Origin of the sequence: Sphingobium sp. EM0848 (assembly GCF_013375555.1) — a bacterium.
Taxonomy (GTDB): Bacteria; Pseudomonadota; Alphaproteobacteria; order Sphingomonadales; family Sphingomonadaceae; genus Sphingobium.
Window position 1 is genome coordinate 1,914,446 of the sequence record NZ_JABXWB010000001.1, and the last position, 13,793, is coordinate 1,928,238.

Below are 13,793 nucleotides of genomic sequence, written 5' to 3' on the forward strand. Positions count from 1 at the left end.
GGCTTATTTCTTCGTCCACCTGTCCAGCCAGTCCAGCGCCTCATCATACCACTGCAACGAGTTGCGCGGCTTCAGGACCCAGTGATTCTCGTCCGGGAAGACCAGCAGCTTCGACGGCACGCCCCGCCGCTGGAGCGCCGTGAAGGCCGCCAGACCCTGCGTATAGGGGATGCGGAAGTCCTTCTCACCCGTCACCACCAGCATCGGCGTCTTCCAGCTCGTCACATGGTTGACCGGATTCCATTTCTCGAACTCTTCCGGCTTCTCATAATAGGGGCCGCCATGTTCCCATTCGTCGAACCATAGCTCTTCGGTCTCATAAGCCATGGCGCGGGCATCGAACACGCCGTCATGCTGGACGAGGCACTTGAACCCGTCCGGCCAGTTGCCTGCGATCCAGTTCATCATGTAGCCGCCATAGCTTGCGCCCAGCGCGCAGCCATTGCCCGCATCGACCTGCGCATCCTTGGCCGCCGCCGCAGCCAGCCCCAGCTTCAGATCCTCCAGCGGTTTCCCGCCCCAATCCTTGTTGATGCTGTCGACAAAGGTCTGCCCGTAGCCGGTCGACCCATGGAAATCGACGATCACCGCCGCATAGCCATGGCTTGCAAAGGCCTTGGGATTCCAGCGATAGGACCAGCTGTCGTTGAAGCTGCCCTGCGGCCCGCCATGGACCAGGAAGGCCACCGGAAGCTTGCCCGTCGCGCCCTTGGGCTTCACGATCTGCCCCCAGACGGTCTCGCCATTGGCCCCCTTGAAGCTGTAGCGCTGCACCGACACATCATCGACCCCGGCCAGCTTGTCCGCATTGACGCTGGTGAGCCGCACCGGCTTGCCCTTTGCGGGCATCTTCCAAAAATCCGCAGGCGACTGGATGCTGTCCATCGTATAGACGAAGCCGCCCTTGGGCAGCGGCACGACGCTGCCCGCATGGCCCGCCTGCGTCAGCCGCGTGACCTTGCCCGAAGCTACGTCCACCCGGAATACCGGATGATCCAGCACATCGTCGGCGGTGACGAATATGCCCTTCCCGTCCGCCGCCCAGGCGATGGAAGCCACCGACCGGTCCCAGCCTTCGGTCAGCGCCTTCGTCTCACCCGTCGCGATGTTGCGCAGCATCAGCACCAGCCGGTCGCTCTCATAGCCCGGCCGCTTCATCGCGGCATAGGCGAGCCATTTTCCATCCGGCGATACGGCGGGCATGGTGTCCATAGCATCATTGGCGTCGGTCAGGTTCACCGGCGCGGCGCTGCCGTCCGCAGGCACCGCGAAAATGTCGAGATTGGTCGACAGCGATTCGATCCGCCCCGCCTCGCGCAGCGCGAAGAACAGAGTCTTGCCGTCCTGGCTCCACGCAATTTCCTCGGCCCCGCCAAAGGGCTTGGACGGGCTGTCCCCAACCAGCGCGCCCATCACCGACACGGCCTTCCCGCCGCTGAGCGGCATGACGAAGATCTGCGAGCGCTGCCCGTCCGCCCATGCATCCCAATGGCGCACGAAAAGCTGGTCATAGACGCGGCCCGTGCCTGCGCTGGGCGGCGTGGCGGGCTTCACATCGTCGATGGTCTTCGCGCCCACCGGCCGATCCGCCCACAGCGCCACCCGGTCACCGCCCGGACTCAGCAAAAAGCCCGAAATGCCACCGGGCGCCCGCGTCACCTGTTCGCTCTGGCCGCCCGCGACGGGCGCGCGCCACAATTGGTCATCCCCGCTCTGGTTGGACATATAGTAAAGCATCCGGCCATCCGCTGAAAAGGCCGGCGCGCTTTCATTCTTGTCCGCGATGGAGGCGATCATGCGCGGCGCCGCGCCCGGCTTGCTCAAATCCAGCAGATAGAGGTCCGTCCACCCCTTGTTCCCCACAAGGTCGGTCGTCCGCAACTGATAGGCCAGCCATTGCCCGTCGGGCGATACCGTCGGCGCGGACACGCGATTGAGGCTGACCATATCGCTGGGCGTGAACGGCCGGGCAGATGCCGGCGCGATGGCCAGCGCGGCTTGGGCCAAGGCCAGCGCGCCCAGCCCGACATGCAGAAGATTTTTCATGGAGTGACACCCTCGGATCGGATCGCACGGCGCAGAAGGGCGCACGTCGACAGCTATGAGAAAGGGTGTAAGCCGCGCCTGTGCCGCTCGCAAGGATCAATCACAAGCGCGTAATAAAGAAACAAAAAGCTGGAAGAGTCAGAAGGCCGGGCAAGCGCGCAACGGCGATTAAACGCAATGGCTCGACGGGATCGAGCGAATCACCGCCTGTTTCGACCTTCAACGGCCGGTGATGCGGGCGATTTCCTTGGCCACCATCTCTTCGACCATCTGCGGCAACCGCGCATCCAGCCAGTCCTTCAGCATCGGCTTCAGCAGCGAACGAACCAGACCGTCCAGCGTATTGTCCTCGCCTTCCTTCGGCGCCACCAGCATGGACGACAGGGCCGACAGCGAATGACGGGCCGCAACCTCGCTCTCTACCGAGAGGATGGATGCGTCGCTTTCCTCAGCCACCGGGCGGGGCGCGCGGGATGTACGATGGGCAGGCATGGGTTCCTCCGCAGCGACCTCGTCGGTCAGTTCCAACACTTCATCCATCGTTGCTTCGCTCGCCTGCTCCACCGCAGCGTCCGGCGCGGCGGGCGCTCGCGGCGCCGCCTTGGGCACGGCTTCACCGCGCACCCGGCGCGGCAGGGTCTGCACGACCTCCTCGCCCTCTTCCGCGATGATCCGCTTGATGGAAGAGAGGATGTCCTCCATCGAGGGTTCCTTGCTCATGTCACCCATGGTTAACCCCCAATCCCGTCCCGTTAACGCATTTTCTGCCCAGCATTTTGCAAGACGCTGCCCTATCGGCCGACTGCAAAGATGCTTAATAGCAGAACCTAGGAACTCATGCCGAGGTTAAAATTGCGTTAAGGCTTCGCCAATGCGGGGTCCACATTGGCGTTTTGCGCCGGCGAGTCAACGGTCCGCGTCGATTGCAACTTGGGCGCGGGGCCGAAATCCCAGTCGAACCACTTGCCCTTCACCCGGTCATAATTAACCATCGGGTCGTACAGCGTGCCGGCATCCAGATTGAGGTTGCCCGCTTCCGCATGGCCCATGGCGGCCAGCAGGCTGAAACCCGCGACATAGGCGTTGCGCCGCGCCGTCACGAGCTGGACCTTCGCGTTCACCGCTTCCTGCTCGGCATTCAAAATGTCGAGGATGGTACGGCTGCCGACCGTATTTTCCGCTCGCACGCCTTCCAGCGACAGGTTCGCGGCATCGACCGCCTTCTGGTTCGACTGGATGCTCTCCAGCGAGGCTTGCCAACTTGCATAGGCGGAACGGGTCTGCGCGATCACACCGCGTTCGACCTCGATCTCCTTCTCCATCGCCTGCGACTCGAGCGCCTTGTTGCGCCGCACCTGCGCCGCCGGGCGACCGCCCTGATAGAGCGGGATATTGAGCTGAACGCCCGCCGCCGCCTGCTTGTTGATCTGCGATCCGTTGAAGCTGCCGCTCAGCGTGTCGAGATAATTGGTGTACCCCCCCTGGGTGAAGGCGGTCACCGTCGGCAGCACCGTACCCTTCGCGGCGCGTACATCGATACCCTGTGCTTCGCGCAGCTTTTGCGCGGCAAGAATGTCGGGATTGTCCTTGAGCGCCACCTGCACGGCCGTATCCACGCTCGCGGGCAGGCCCGGCAGGGGCGGCGGCGATTCCAGATTGTCCGGCGCTTCGCCCACCAGCGCGATGTAATTTTCACGGCTGGAAATCAGATTGGCTTCCGCATTCTGCAGATCGGACCGGGCCAGCGCCAGACGCGACTCGGACTGGGCAACGTCGGTGCGGGTCACGTCGCCAACCTCGAACCGGTCGCTCGTCGCCTGGAGATTGACCTCCAGCGCGTTCACATTGGCCTGATTGAGCGCAACGACCGCACCGTTGCGGATGACGTCCATATAGGCGGCGACAACTTGGGAGAAAACGCTGGATTCCGTACCGCGCAGGTCGGCCTGCCCCGCCGCGACTCGCGTCTTGGCAGCCTTGATGCTGTTCCGCACACTGCCGCCCGAATAGATCGGCACGCTGAGCTGGGCGTTGGTGTCCAACGTCCGCTGGGGCGAGGTGAAGCTGATCGTCGGCTTCAATATGCTTTCGGTGTAGGTGCCCGTCACATTCAGCGCCGGCCGCCCCGAAGCCTTCTGAAGCGGTACGGTTTCATCTGTCGCCCGCAGCCCGGCCCGCGCCCCGTTCAGCGTCGGGTTGTACCGATAGGCCTTGGCGAGCGCGCCCTGCAACGTCTCCGCCTGGGCCGCCCCCGCCATGGCGGAGGAGATGAGCAGCAAAACCGATGCGGCGCCGCGGCGAACAGCCTGATGTCGTGCCGTCATGTCCCCCCCAAACTGTTCCTCTAGAACACAAATCGCTCCGGAGCGGCAAAGCCCGGAAGCACCACCATTTCCAGATCGGCAAGGCTGGCAAGCCCCAAAGCGCCAGCCACCACACGACCGCTGCACAAACGTGTGACGCCACGCTCGACAATTCCCGTCACCACGCGCGCGCCATCGGCAAGCTGCCCGACGAGCGCGGCGGGGACTTCCTCCACTGCGCCTTCGATGAACAGCACGTCATAGGGCGCACCGGCAGGCGCACCGGCGTTCAGCGGACCGCGCACGACAGTGACGCCCGCAACCGAAATCTCCGGCCCGCCTTCTTCCTCGACCGCGGTCACCTTCGTCCCCATCGTCGCGAGCAAGGCGGCGCTGTAGCCGGTGGCGGCGCCGACCAGCAGCACCTTGTCGCCCGGCGCGATCTGGGCTTCCTTCAGCAGGCGCCCGGTGATCAGCGGCGGATTGAGCGAGCGACCGTTATCCAGCGGAATCGGGCGGTCGACATAGGTCATCGCCCGGCGCTCAACCGGCACGAAATCCTCACGCGCGACATGCGCCATCGCCGCGATCACGCGCTGATCGTCCACATCGCTGGTGCGAAGCTGGCTTTCGACCATGGCGGTCCGCATCGATGAAAAATTCTGCTCGGTCACGACAATTCCTCGATTGGCACAACTGTATTGCGATGACAATACAGCAAAGACATAATCGGACCTCTAAATCAGCGAACAGGCCACGCCAAGCGGCTTTGCGCCCCTCGCGTCCAGAATCTTGCCGGAAACTTCGAAGACAATATCACAGCCCCGCTTGACTTTGCATCAAAAGCCGCACATTTGCGGCCACCCACGCCGAGGCCCGATGGCGGAGTGGTGACGCAGCGGACTGCAAATCCGTGCACGCCGGTTCGATTCCGGCTCGGGCCTCCAGATTGCTGTCAGCCAACGCTCGCTGATAATTGAAAAAACCCCTTATTTCCGCTAGTTTACAGGTAATCGCTGGTTGGCAGCGACCGCCTCTATTTGCCTGTGACCGCAGACGATGGGGGCCTACCTTGGGGGCCTCGCGAGGCCCCCACAGCATCGAGGCCCCCAATGGCGCTGACCGATACGGCAATCCGAAACTCCAAGCCAAAAGCGAAGCCTTACAAGGTGACAGATTCTCAGGGGCTTTACCTACTGGTCAACCCAAAGGGCAGCAAGCTGTGGCGCCTCAAATACCGAATGAATGGCGTGGAGCGCAAACTGGCACTGGGGTCTTACCCGGAGATCACGCTAGCCGAGGCGCGCGCGGCGCGCGATGCCGCCCGCAGACAGCTTGCTCATTCAATTGATCCGAACAGTGCCAAACGGCAAGCGCGGATCGAGGCAAGCATCCGCGCCAACAACACCTTCCGCAGCGTGGCCGAGGAACTGATCGAGAAGAAAACGCGGGAGGGGCTGGCGGAACCGACGCTGGAAAAGATGCGCTGGTTCGTGAAGCTGCTTGGCACCGATTTCGGCAAGCGTCCCATAACGGAGATCACGCCGCAGGAACTGCTGCATGAACTGAGGAAACATGAACGACGGGGTCGGCTGGAGACGGCGAATCTCTTGCGATCCTTCGCCAGTCGCGTGTTTCGCTATGCGGTAGCAACGGCACGGGCCGAGCGCGACCCGGCTCAACTGCTAATAGGTGCGCTGACCACAGCAAAGGTCAAACACTTCCCGGCTATCACCGATCCAGCCACGTTCGGCGCATTGCTCCGGGCAATAGAGGATTATCAGGGCGACCCCGCCGTCATATATGCCCTGAAACTCACGCCGCATGTGTTCCAGCGCCCCGGTGAAATCCGACAGTTGGAATGGAAGGAGGTCAACTTCGACAAAGCGGTCTGGATCATTCCCGAAGAGAAGATGAAGATGCGCCAGCCCCATTCGGTGCCCTTGTCCCGGCAAGCGTTGGCGATCCTTTCGGAGATGCGTTCCCTGTCCGGCTCCGGGCGCTACGCCTTTCCATCGATACGGACGCGCGCGAGGCCGATCAGCGATAACACGATCAACGCGGCATTGCGGCGCATGGGTTATTCGAAGGACCAGATGACCGCGCACGGCTTCCGCACGTCCGCGTCCTCGCTCCTGAACGAATCGGGCAAATGGAATCCCGACGCCATCGAGCGGGCACTCGCCCATATGGTCGCGGGCAGCGTGCGACGTATTTACAACCAGTCCGCATATTGGGGCGAACGTATTGAAATGGCGCAATGGTGGAGCGATTATCTGGACCAGTTGCGCGATAGCGGCAACGCACCAATCCGCCGATGAGGGATAGATGATGGATCGCAATGACGATGACCGTTCACTTCGGAGAATCGCCTTGCGCATCCTGAATGAAAATGAAGATCAGGCGCGCGATGAACTGGATAGCGTCATCCAAGCGGTGGAAGATCACATAGGGCGGCAATCATCCGTCTATACTTGGTCCGTTCCGGTCATTCTCATCATTCCCGCATTATGCCTGATACTCTCCATTTTCGTAGCGCTGGCATCCAAAGCGGTTGCCGATACCCTTTTGAACATAGCCATCGCAGCTTGCCTCATTCCGCTGTTCATGGCGTGGCTCTGGCGTCGTTTCCAATACGGGACCGGCAGGCTGCGAAAGCCGCGAGAGGCAATCTACGCAAACGCCAGCGACGAGACGCGGGAAGCGCTTGAAAAGCTCTTTGCCTATCTCCAGCGCGAAAGCGCACCAAGGGCCTACTACCGCAACTGGAGGGGCACCCCGATTTATCTGGAGCGCCGTTATTTCTTCGGGAATTTGCGAGTCCTGCTTTTATCGGAATTTGCCGCCGTCCGGGCGCTTTGCCTCGCACCGGGCGGGAACCGGATTTCCGGGGCTATCAAGATCGAAAAAGACCCCGACGAGGTTATCAAGGAACTCGGCATCAAGCCCAAGCGGGCCGGTGGTCCAGGCCGGAACGCGAAATATGCCTATAGTGACGCTCTTATATCTCTGATCGGCGACGCTCGACTTAGCGCGCTGGACATGAGCAACCGGACAGCGGCGATCAGGGCAATCAAGAAATGGCTATCGGAATGGTTTGAGGAACATGCTGACGAAACCGGGGACGTGCCACGCAGCGACCTTCTGGCTCCCTATGCGGAAAAAATTTGCGCGCATCTGGAGAAAATCGCGCTTCCCAAGGGCCGTTAACCGACACCTTGCTGATTCCAGCGAACCTGACTCGCAATTCCCGCTGATGGCCGACACCAGAATGACCGGTCTGCGGCAAGCGACTCAGGAAAGCTGCCCCTACCCTTGCAGAGGAACCCGCCGCGCCGCAGACGACCAGAAATTGCCGTCTGCCCTCGACCCGATGAATGCCCGTAGCTGACATTGCTATCGTGCAATATGGGTTCGCTCAGAAGCGCATGAATGAGCCCTAACACGCAGATTTGGATCGCAATTCTCTCATGCCTGCTGTTGGGCGGAATTTCCTGCTTCGTCCTTATATGGCTGACATATAAATTCATGCGACTAAACCGTGGAACAGCGACCTTGGTGGGCGTAATCCTGTTCGCGGCTCTGTTCATGATAGGCGGGTATTTCGCGGTTATGGCACAGCCTGAGTCGGGTGCAGCTTTCGTGATGATGCTTGGAGCATCTATCACCTTATTATCCGGACTTGCGGCAGGGCCTCTCGCTTTTATCGCCACCACTCGAAACGTAGAGACCTAAAGCGGCAGTAGAGGACGACATGACACATTACGAAGAGATTTCGATGGCGGCGTTCGGTCGCGAGGCCATGAATGAAATTTATGCCATCTATAACGCGAGGAAGGGCGGGTACGAGAATGTCGACCGAGCAGCTGTAAAGAGGGTTCTTGACCGGTTTCCCGATGCGACGGACAAAGAAAAGGACACCGTAGAAACGTGGGCGGCTATTCAAACTAGATGAGAAGCAGCGTCGTCGCCATTGGGCTTATCCTCGCATCATGTTCAAAGCCGTCGGCACACGACTTCGCGGTGCTGGCAGAGCGATGCGAATGTCTCAATGGAGGCATGTGTATCAGGGTCAATCCGACACCTGAGAAGAAGGAAATGAGCAATCAGCAGTGCCGCAAGATGGGATGGTTCGATAACCGAACCTACTGCACTTTTGATTTAAAGACGTACGACACGGATGATCGGCTGAATAAGCATGCTCTTTCGACAACCCATGCCTTTTCCATCATGGGAACCAGCGAACGAGGACAAGAGTGCGTTGCTCAGTCATCAATTGGCCCCATTTAGCAGCTCACGATAATCTGAAATTCCCCAGATTTATGCGGTTTTCTGTCACCGTGAAATGACCGTTATCGCGCTACGCCTCCCCGTGAGCGGTCAGTCCCGAATCCACCCAGCATCGCCGTCCCTTGTCCACGAATCGGATTGCGCCGGCGACAAGCCGCTGTTCCGGTTACTGGTGGGTAAGCCGCTCGACAGATTTCCGAAGGGAGCTGACGGGCTGGTTGCGACATGAGCCGATCGGAATGATCCTCTGCCATGCCCAAGATGGGTGGATTCAAGACGGTCGGGTTTCGGAATGGATCGAGCGACTTGCGGACATTCGATGAGAATGTAACACCCTTCTTCATGCTTGGTATTTCGATCAAACTTATGGCTGCTGCTATGGCCGGTGCCATCCCAGCCAATCCGCTCGATATTCCTGTTGAGTTGGTCAAACCGGAAGTCGCGGCAGCGCAGGTCGCCGCGTGCGGCATGAAGAACGTCCGTTCAAAGCTTGATGACACTCTTCAAGAGGATGTGATCGAAGTGGGAGATGTATCCGCTTCGGAAGAACAGCTAAGGTGCGTAGCCCGTGCTTCGCTGGTTTCACGCTACTATGTAGTGTTTCCATTGTCGGTAGAGCGGGGCTACCAGGCGGTGTACCAGCGCTTGTCGAATGAAAAAGACAAGGCTGACGCAAAGGCTTGGTTAGAGAAGAGAGGGCTACTCTCCCGGTTGCCAACTTATGACCCCAAACATTCTGATGAGGTGGCTTTCGTTCGTGAACTCGAAGCGATGTGCGGCCCTGATGCAACTGGCACAATTAAAACCATGCATGGGATGGGCACCTTCGAAGGCGACGCCGTTTCGTCAGGCAAGTTAAACGACGGAACATTTTGGTGCCTCATAAATGGCGCAGCGGCGTCGGGATACCCCTTCGGCTTCATCGGAAACGAGCAGTATGGCGAAAGGCCATAGGGCAACGACCTGCTACGGAACGTGAACAAGCATCAGGTTTCGCTCATCGGAAAGTTGCCGATGAAAGGCAAAAACTGGTCGCTTTCAGAAAGATTGCCTATTCCGCCTTCGTCGCTTGAAAAACCAGCGGATGGCACGTCGAACGACTTCGAATAGCGTTAGCAAGATCAATAGGCTCATGGCCTGATGGTAGTCATGGAATAAATACCATGCCCAAAATACCAAGCCGATAATAAGCAATAAAAGGCCACGCCACATGCCATGCACGATATGTTTGTGGAGCGGCGTGCAAAATTGGCTCTGACGCAATTTTGATGACGGAGATCATGTCGCAGCCGCGATCAGTCTGGCCTCCAGGAGGTCAAGCTTGGCTCGGCCGTACATCTGCCGCTTGACGAGCTTGAGCTTGGTGATCTGGCCTTCGGTCTGCCCGTTTGACCAGTTCGAGGCGATCGCGGCCCGAACGGCGTCGATGTCCTTGGTCATGCCGCGGGCGAAGGAGTTCACCAGGCTTTGACGCGCTCTTTCGAGCCAGGCATCGAGAGAGGAGGCCGCTTTCTTCCGCAGCATGACATGGAAGGCGTCGGTGATGTCGCGTGCCTCGACGAGTTCGGGGACGGATTCCTCGATCGCCGCGACGGTGATCGTTTCAGCTCTCGAAAGAGCTTCGCGCTCTACCATCATCAGCCGCGCGATGGTTCGAGCTGACGGAACCCGGTGCAATCCCTCCGCTTTTTCCGCCCGCCGCTTCCGCGTTGCCCATTCGGTCACTACCCGAAGCGAGCCCCCGAAGCCCTGCTGTCGCATCTGCCGCCAAAGCTGTGCAGCGTTGCGCTGGCCACCAGCCCATTCCGCATCGAGCCAAGGCAACCAGGCTTCAAGGGAGTTTTCCCGAGTACGGAAGATATCGGTCCGCTGACCACGCAACACAGCCCGCACATAACCTCGGCTGCGCCCGGTCCGGCGAACGATCTCCTTGATACCGAGCCCAGATTTTGCCTGCTTCAAAATGATTTCGTTGTTTTCCTGTCGGCGAAGATAGCCCTCATATTGCAAGCGTTCCGCCGCCGTGAGCAGGTCCGGATTAACGATGGTCGTGCCGATCGCCGTACGGATTTCGCGCATCGAGCAGCGAACCGCATCGAGAAAGGCGTGGCTGGCATTTTCCATCAGATGCCAACGATCAGCCACTTGCTGGGCGTGGGGAAGGGCCTGGGCGGCGGCTAACGCATATCCACCTCCGCGGTCCCGGGCGACGACCTCAATCTGCTGTTGTCCCACGAGCCAGCCGCGTGCGGTGGCAGGCTCGCGATCGGGGAGCAAACGGATCGGCCTACGCCGTTCGAGATCGCAGATAATTGTGCCGTAACGCTGATTGCGCCGCCATGCCCAATCATCAATGCCGACCACCGTGGGTGCAGCATGTTCAGGACGGCCACGGCGACGGATCGACCGCAGCAGCGTATCCTTGCTGACGGGCGCCATCAGCCGATTGGCAAAACGAGCGCCGGGCCGACCGCCAAGTGCCAAGCCGAGATGAAAGACCAGCAAACCGAGCCTACTGGTTCGGCGCGCCCAAGGTTCCACAACCTCGGTGTCGAAGCGCTCGGCGAAAATACGTCTGGCACAGTTTGCTGTCCGACAGCGGAATCTCCGCGCATTGAGAACCAGACGAACGGATCGGCCGGCCAGCGGAAGGTCACCCAACCGCCGGGAATAATGGCTATGCACCGCCGCCGCCTTAACGTCGCAGCTTGGGCACCGAGAATATGGCTTTGCTGAACGAACCGCGATTTCCATCACCGCTCCAGCATTGTCGACCTGTTCTACCACCAGGCCCGCTGGCACCAACGCTCCATTACGCAATCGACGAGGCATGCTGCTGATCCTCCTTGGAAAATCAACCAAACCCTACCTGCCAATTGCATCAAATATGAGTCAGAGCCAACTTTGCGCGCCGGTTGACAATATGTTCGCCATGTAGGATCGGCAAGCGGAATGTCCGCTGTTGGATGAGCCTTAACCGCTTCTAAAAGGCAATTTCTGGTCGGTTTCGCACGGGCAGCTTTTGCCGTTCCCCCGTGCAACCCCTGCAACGTAACAGCGGGCATTGTGTTTCGATCTTCGAAATTAAGGGCCTGGAGAATGCGGCCCCTTCAAATGTCAAAGATTGCGCATTTATTGTTATTTTGCTATTATGCGGCAGATCAAATGGAGGTTCCTATGAATGTTTCTGTGGGCGAGCGCTGGGAAGGTTTTGTTGATGCCGTTGTCAAGTCCGGGCGCTACGGGTCGGCCAGTGAGGTCGTGCGCGAGGGCCTTCGGCTTGTCGAAGAGCGTGAGGCCAAGCTTGTCGCCCTGCGCGAAACACTGAATGCCTCGATTGCCCAAGGTGGCGAACATGATGCTGACGACGTGAGGCGGCACCTCGCCGCAGTGTCAGAAGAACTGATTCGTGGTGGCAACTAAGTGCGTCGGCTCATTTATCTAGAATCGGCCAGGAACGATCTGGCCGGAATCCTCCGTCACATTGCACTTGAAGCCGGCGACCTCCCGATTGCTCAAGCCTTTATCGAGAAGCTCATGGCCAGATGCGAGCATGTTGCAAACCTGCCCGGAACGCTCGGAACCCATCGACCTGAGCTGCGGCCTGACATTCGATCTCTTTCACATCAGGGATATGTGATCTTCTTCCGCTATTGCGGTGATCGTTTGGAAATCGTGAACGTATTAAATGGTCGGGTGGACGTCGAAAATCATCTCGAAGGCCACTGAAGATTGCATAATTCCTCAATAGCAGCGATCATTCGGCCTCGAACGGCCACCTTTTGGTCACCTGCTTCTGGGCAGCTGCCTGCCCCGAACCGGATCAGCGGTCGATAGTGCGGAACGTTTTTGCAAATCGGGAATGACCGGTTCCAAGATCGCGACTTTGGCCTCGGAACGGCAAAAAATGGCGCAAGGCAGTCGAGAAACCGTCACCGGGAATCGTCTTCTTCCCAAGTCTGCGCACCCGAAAGCAGTCTATCTGATACCCCATTGCCCGTCATTATCTGGTCTACTGAGTCAGGTTGGCTGGAATCAGCAGCACGTCCGATTTTTGGCTACGGCATAAAGATTTTCGGTCGACGCCACCTATTTTCGTATCCGCGCGTCATCGGCAGTTTCCTACGGCTTTCCCATTGCTGGACGACGCATAGGCGAACGTGTGCAAACTGAACCGTCTCTCGCCACGAATCGGCAAACACGGAGACGCACATGGAACCTCTGGCCATTTCCATCAATGACACCTGCAAGGCGCTCGGCGTCGGGCGGTCATCGGTTTACGTCCTGATCAAATCTGGTGGCCTCGACGCCATCAAGATCGGCAGGCGAACCTTGCTGACGACTGATTCTATCAGGCGCTTGGCACAATCACGATCCGTCGCCTGATTTACAGGCGGGCTACGGCCTAGCCTGACTGGTGGGCGGGCCGCTTCGCGCCTTCGCTTCCCCTCAACCCCAATGAGCACCCGCCATCGTGATTTCACGAAAGGATATCCCATGCCCATTTTCGAACGCACCTTGGATCGGCTTGCCGATTTCATCTGGAAAAGCCGCAAGGTCACTCTGCGCTTCACCGCCGACTATCGCACCGGCTGCGTCGCCTTGCCGCTCATCAAGAAGCTGCTTGCCGATAGCGAGGACGGCGAGACCTATCGCTGCTCCATCGCGCATTGGCATTTGAACGAGCGTCCGCCGCTCCATATTCACCGGGGCGAGGTTTCGACCGTGCGTATCGATGGCCCGTTGCAGAACGCGGGCACGAGCTATTTGCCGCTTGGTGGCCTGATCGAATCCCCCGGCGTGACCGCGCATCTCGATCCCGTCGAAGCTGACCGGCTCGACAGGCGGATGCAGGAAGCGGTCGAGCGGGCCATTCGTGACTGGATCATCGAGCATGGCCTTTACGACCAGCCGCGCCCCCGCCGGGAGATCGACCGGCGCAAGGCTGACCGGGCGGCCCGCGCGGTCATCGCCCGATGGGTGACGGAGCAGTTCGGAGAGCCGGAACCGGTGCACCCGTCCGATAGCCGGAAAGGGCCGGACCATGCCTGAGCCGGACGCCCACGAGGCAATGTTGTGGGGCTGCGATGCTACGCATCGAGCCAGCAATTCAGATACACACCTCACGCACGGGTGCATCCAGCTTTTCCGCCA

Annotated in this window: 13 protein-coding genes and 1 tRNA gene; 9 read left to right on the forward strand and 5 right to left on the reverse strand. The window is 59.6% G+C overall.

Translation table 11 applies throughout. The features are described from left to right. Positions 1-3: 3 nt before the first annotated feature. The 4 genes from HUK73_RS09145 to HUK73_RS09160 all read right to left on the reverse strand — a co-directional run bounded on the left by HUK73_RS09145 (position 4) and on the right by HUK73_RS09160 (position 5,023). The gene (locus tag HUK73_RS09145) at positions 4-2,046 is read right to left on the reverse strand and encodes a S9 family peptidase (RefSeq protein WP_176591621.1); all 2,043 of its coding nucleotides are present in this window, start codon (positions 2,044-2,046) and stop codon (positions 4-6) included. A gap of 219 nt (positions 2,047-2,265) precedes the next feature. Continuing rightward, positions 2,266-2,775 (reverse strand): DUF2497 domain-containing protein, encoded by a 510-nt coding sequence (locus HUK73_RS09150; RefSeq protein ID WP_176591622.1) that lies wholly within the window; start codon positions 2,773-2,775, stop codon positions 2,266-2,268. 128 nt (positions 2,776-2,903) lie between these two features. Continuing rightward, complete coding sequence (locus HUK73_RS09155) at positions 2,904-4,370, reverse strand: TolC family outer membrane protein (protein ID WP_176591623.1); 1,467 nt, start codon at positions 4,368-4,370, stop codon at positions 2,904-2,906. A gap of 20 nt (positions 4,371-4,390) precedes the next feature. Then, positions 4,391-5,023, reverse strand: a complete 633-nt coding sequence (locus tag HUK73_RS09160; RefSeq protein ID WP_176591624.1) for a protein-L-isoaspartate O-methyltransferase — start codon at positions 5,021-5,023, stop codon at positions 4,391-4,393. A 199-nt stretch (positions 5,024-5,222) separates the two neighbouring features. Here HUK73_RS09160 and HUK73_RS09165 point away from each other — a divergent pair. The 5 genes from HUK73_RS09165 to HUK73_RS09185 all read left to right on the forward strand — a co-directional run bounded on the left by HUK73_RS09165 (position 5,223) and on the right by HUK73_RS09185 (position 9,593). Then, positions 5,223-5,296, forward strand: a tRNA-Cys gene (locus HUK73_RS09165). Between the two features lie 165 nt (positions 5,297-5,461). After that, complete coding sequence (locus tag HUK73_RS09170) at positions 5,462-6,670, forward strand: integrase arm-type DNA-binding domain-containing protein (RefSeq protein ID WP_176591625.1); 1,209 nt, start codon at positions 5,462-5,464, stop codon at positions 6,668-6,670. A 7-nt stretch (positions 6,671-6,677) separates the two neighbouring features. Further along, positions 6,678-7,559, forward strand: coding sequence for a hypothetical protein (locus tag HUK73_RS09175; RefSeq protein WP_176591626.1), 882 nt, complete (start codon positions 6,678-6,680; stop codon positions 7,557-7,559). 544 nt (positions 7,560-8,103) lie between these two features. Next, positions 8,104-8,304 (forward strand): hypothetical protein, encoded by a 201-nt coding sequence (locus tag HUK73_RS09180; protein ID WP_176591627.1) that lies wholly within the window; start codon positions 8,104-8,106, stop codon positions 8,302-8,304. Between the two features lie 587 nt (positions 8,305-8,891). Beyond that, complete coding sequence (locus tag HUK73_RS09185; RefSeq protein WP_176591628.1) at positions 8,892-9,593, forward strand: hypothetical protein; 702 nt, start codon at positions 8,892-8,894, stop codon at positions 9,591-9,593. 324 nt (positions 9,594-9,917) lie between these two features. On the opposite strand, the gene HUK73_RS09190 is transcribed toward HUK73_RS09185, so the two are convergent. Beyond that, positions 9,918-11,471 carry an ISL3 family transposase gene (locus tag HUK73_RS09190; RefSeq protein ID WP_176591545.1) on the reverse strand — a complete coding sequence of 518 codons (1,554 nt, stop codon included), beginning with the start codon at positions 11,469-11,471 and terminating at the stop codon, positions 9,918-9,920. Positions 11,472-11,753: 282 nt separating this feature from the next. On the opposite strand from HUK73_RS09190, the gene HUK73_RS09195 reads away from it, so the two are divergent. The 4 genes from HUK73_RS09195 (at position 11,754) to HUK73_RS09210 (ending at position 13,691) form a co-directional block, all read left to right on the forward strand. After that, the gene (locus HUK73_RS09195; RefSeq protein WP_255326233.1) at positions 11,754-12,062 is read left to right on the forward strand and encodes a type II toxin-antitoxin system ParD family antitoxin; all 309 of its coding nucleotides are present in this window, start codon (positions 11,754-11,756) and stop codon (positions 12,060-12,062) included. Continuing rightward, positions 12,063-12,368, forward strand: coding sequence for a type II toxin-antitoxin system RelE/ParE family toxin (locus HUK73_RS09200; protein ID WP_176591629.1), 306 nt, complete (start codon positions 12,063-12,065; stop codon positions 12,366-12,368). 483 nt (positions 12,369-12,851) lie between these two features. Continuing rightward, positions 12,852-13,025: a helix-turn-helix domain-containing protein gene (locus HUK73_RS09205; RefSeq protein WP_176591630.1), complete on the forward strand. Its 174-nt coding sequence runs from the start codon at positions 12,852-12,854 to the stop codon at positions 13,023-13,025. Positions 13,026-13,136: 111 nt separating this feature from the next. After that, positions 13,137-13,691, forward strand: coding sequence for a hypothetical protein (locus HUK73_RS09210; protein ID WP_176591631.1), 555 nt, complete (start codon positions 13,137-13,139; stop codon positions 13,689-13,691). Positions 13,692-13,793: the final 102 nt, after the last annotated feature.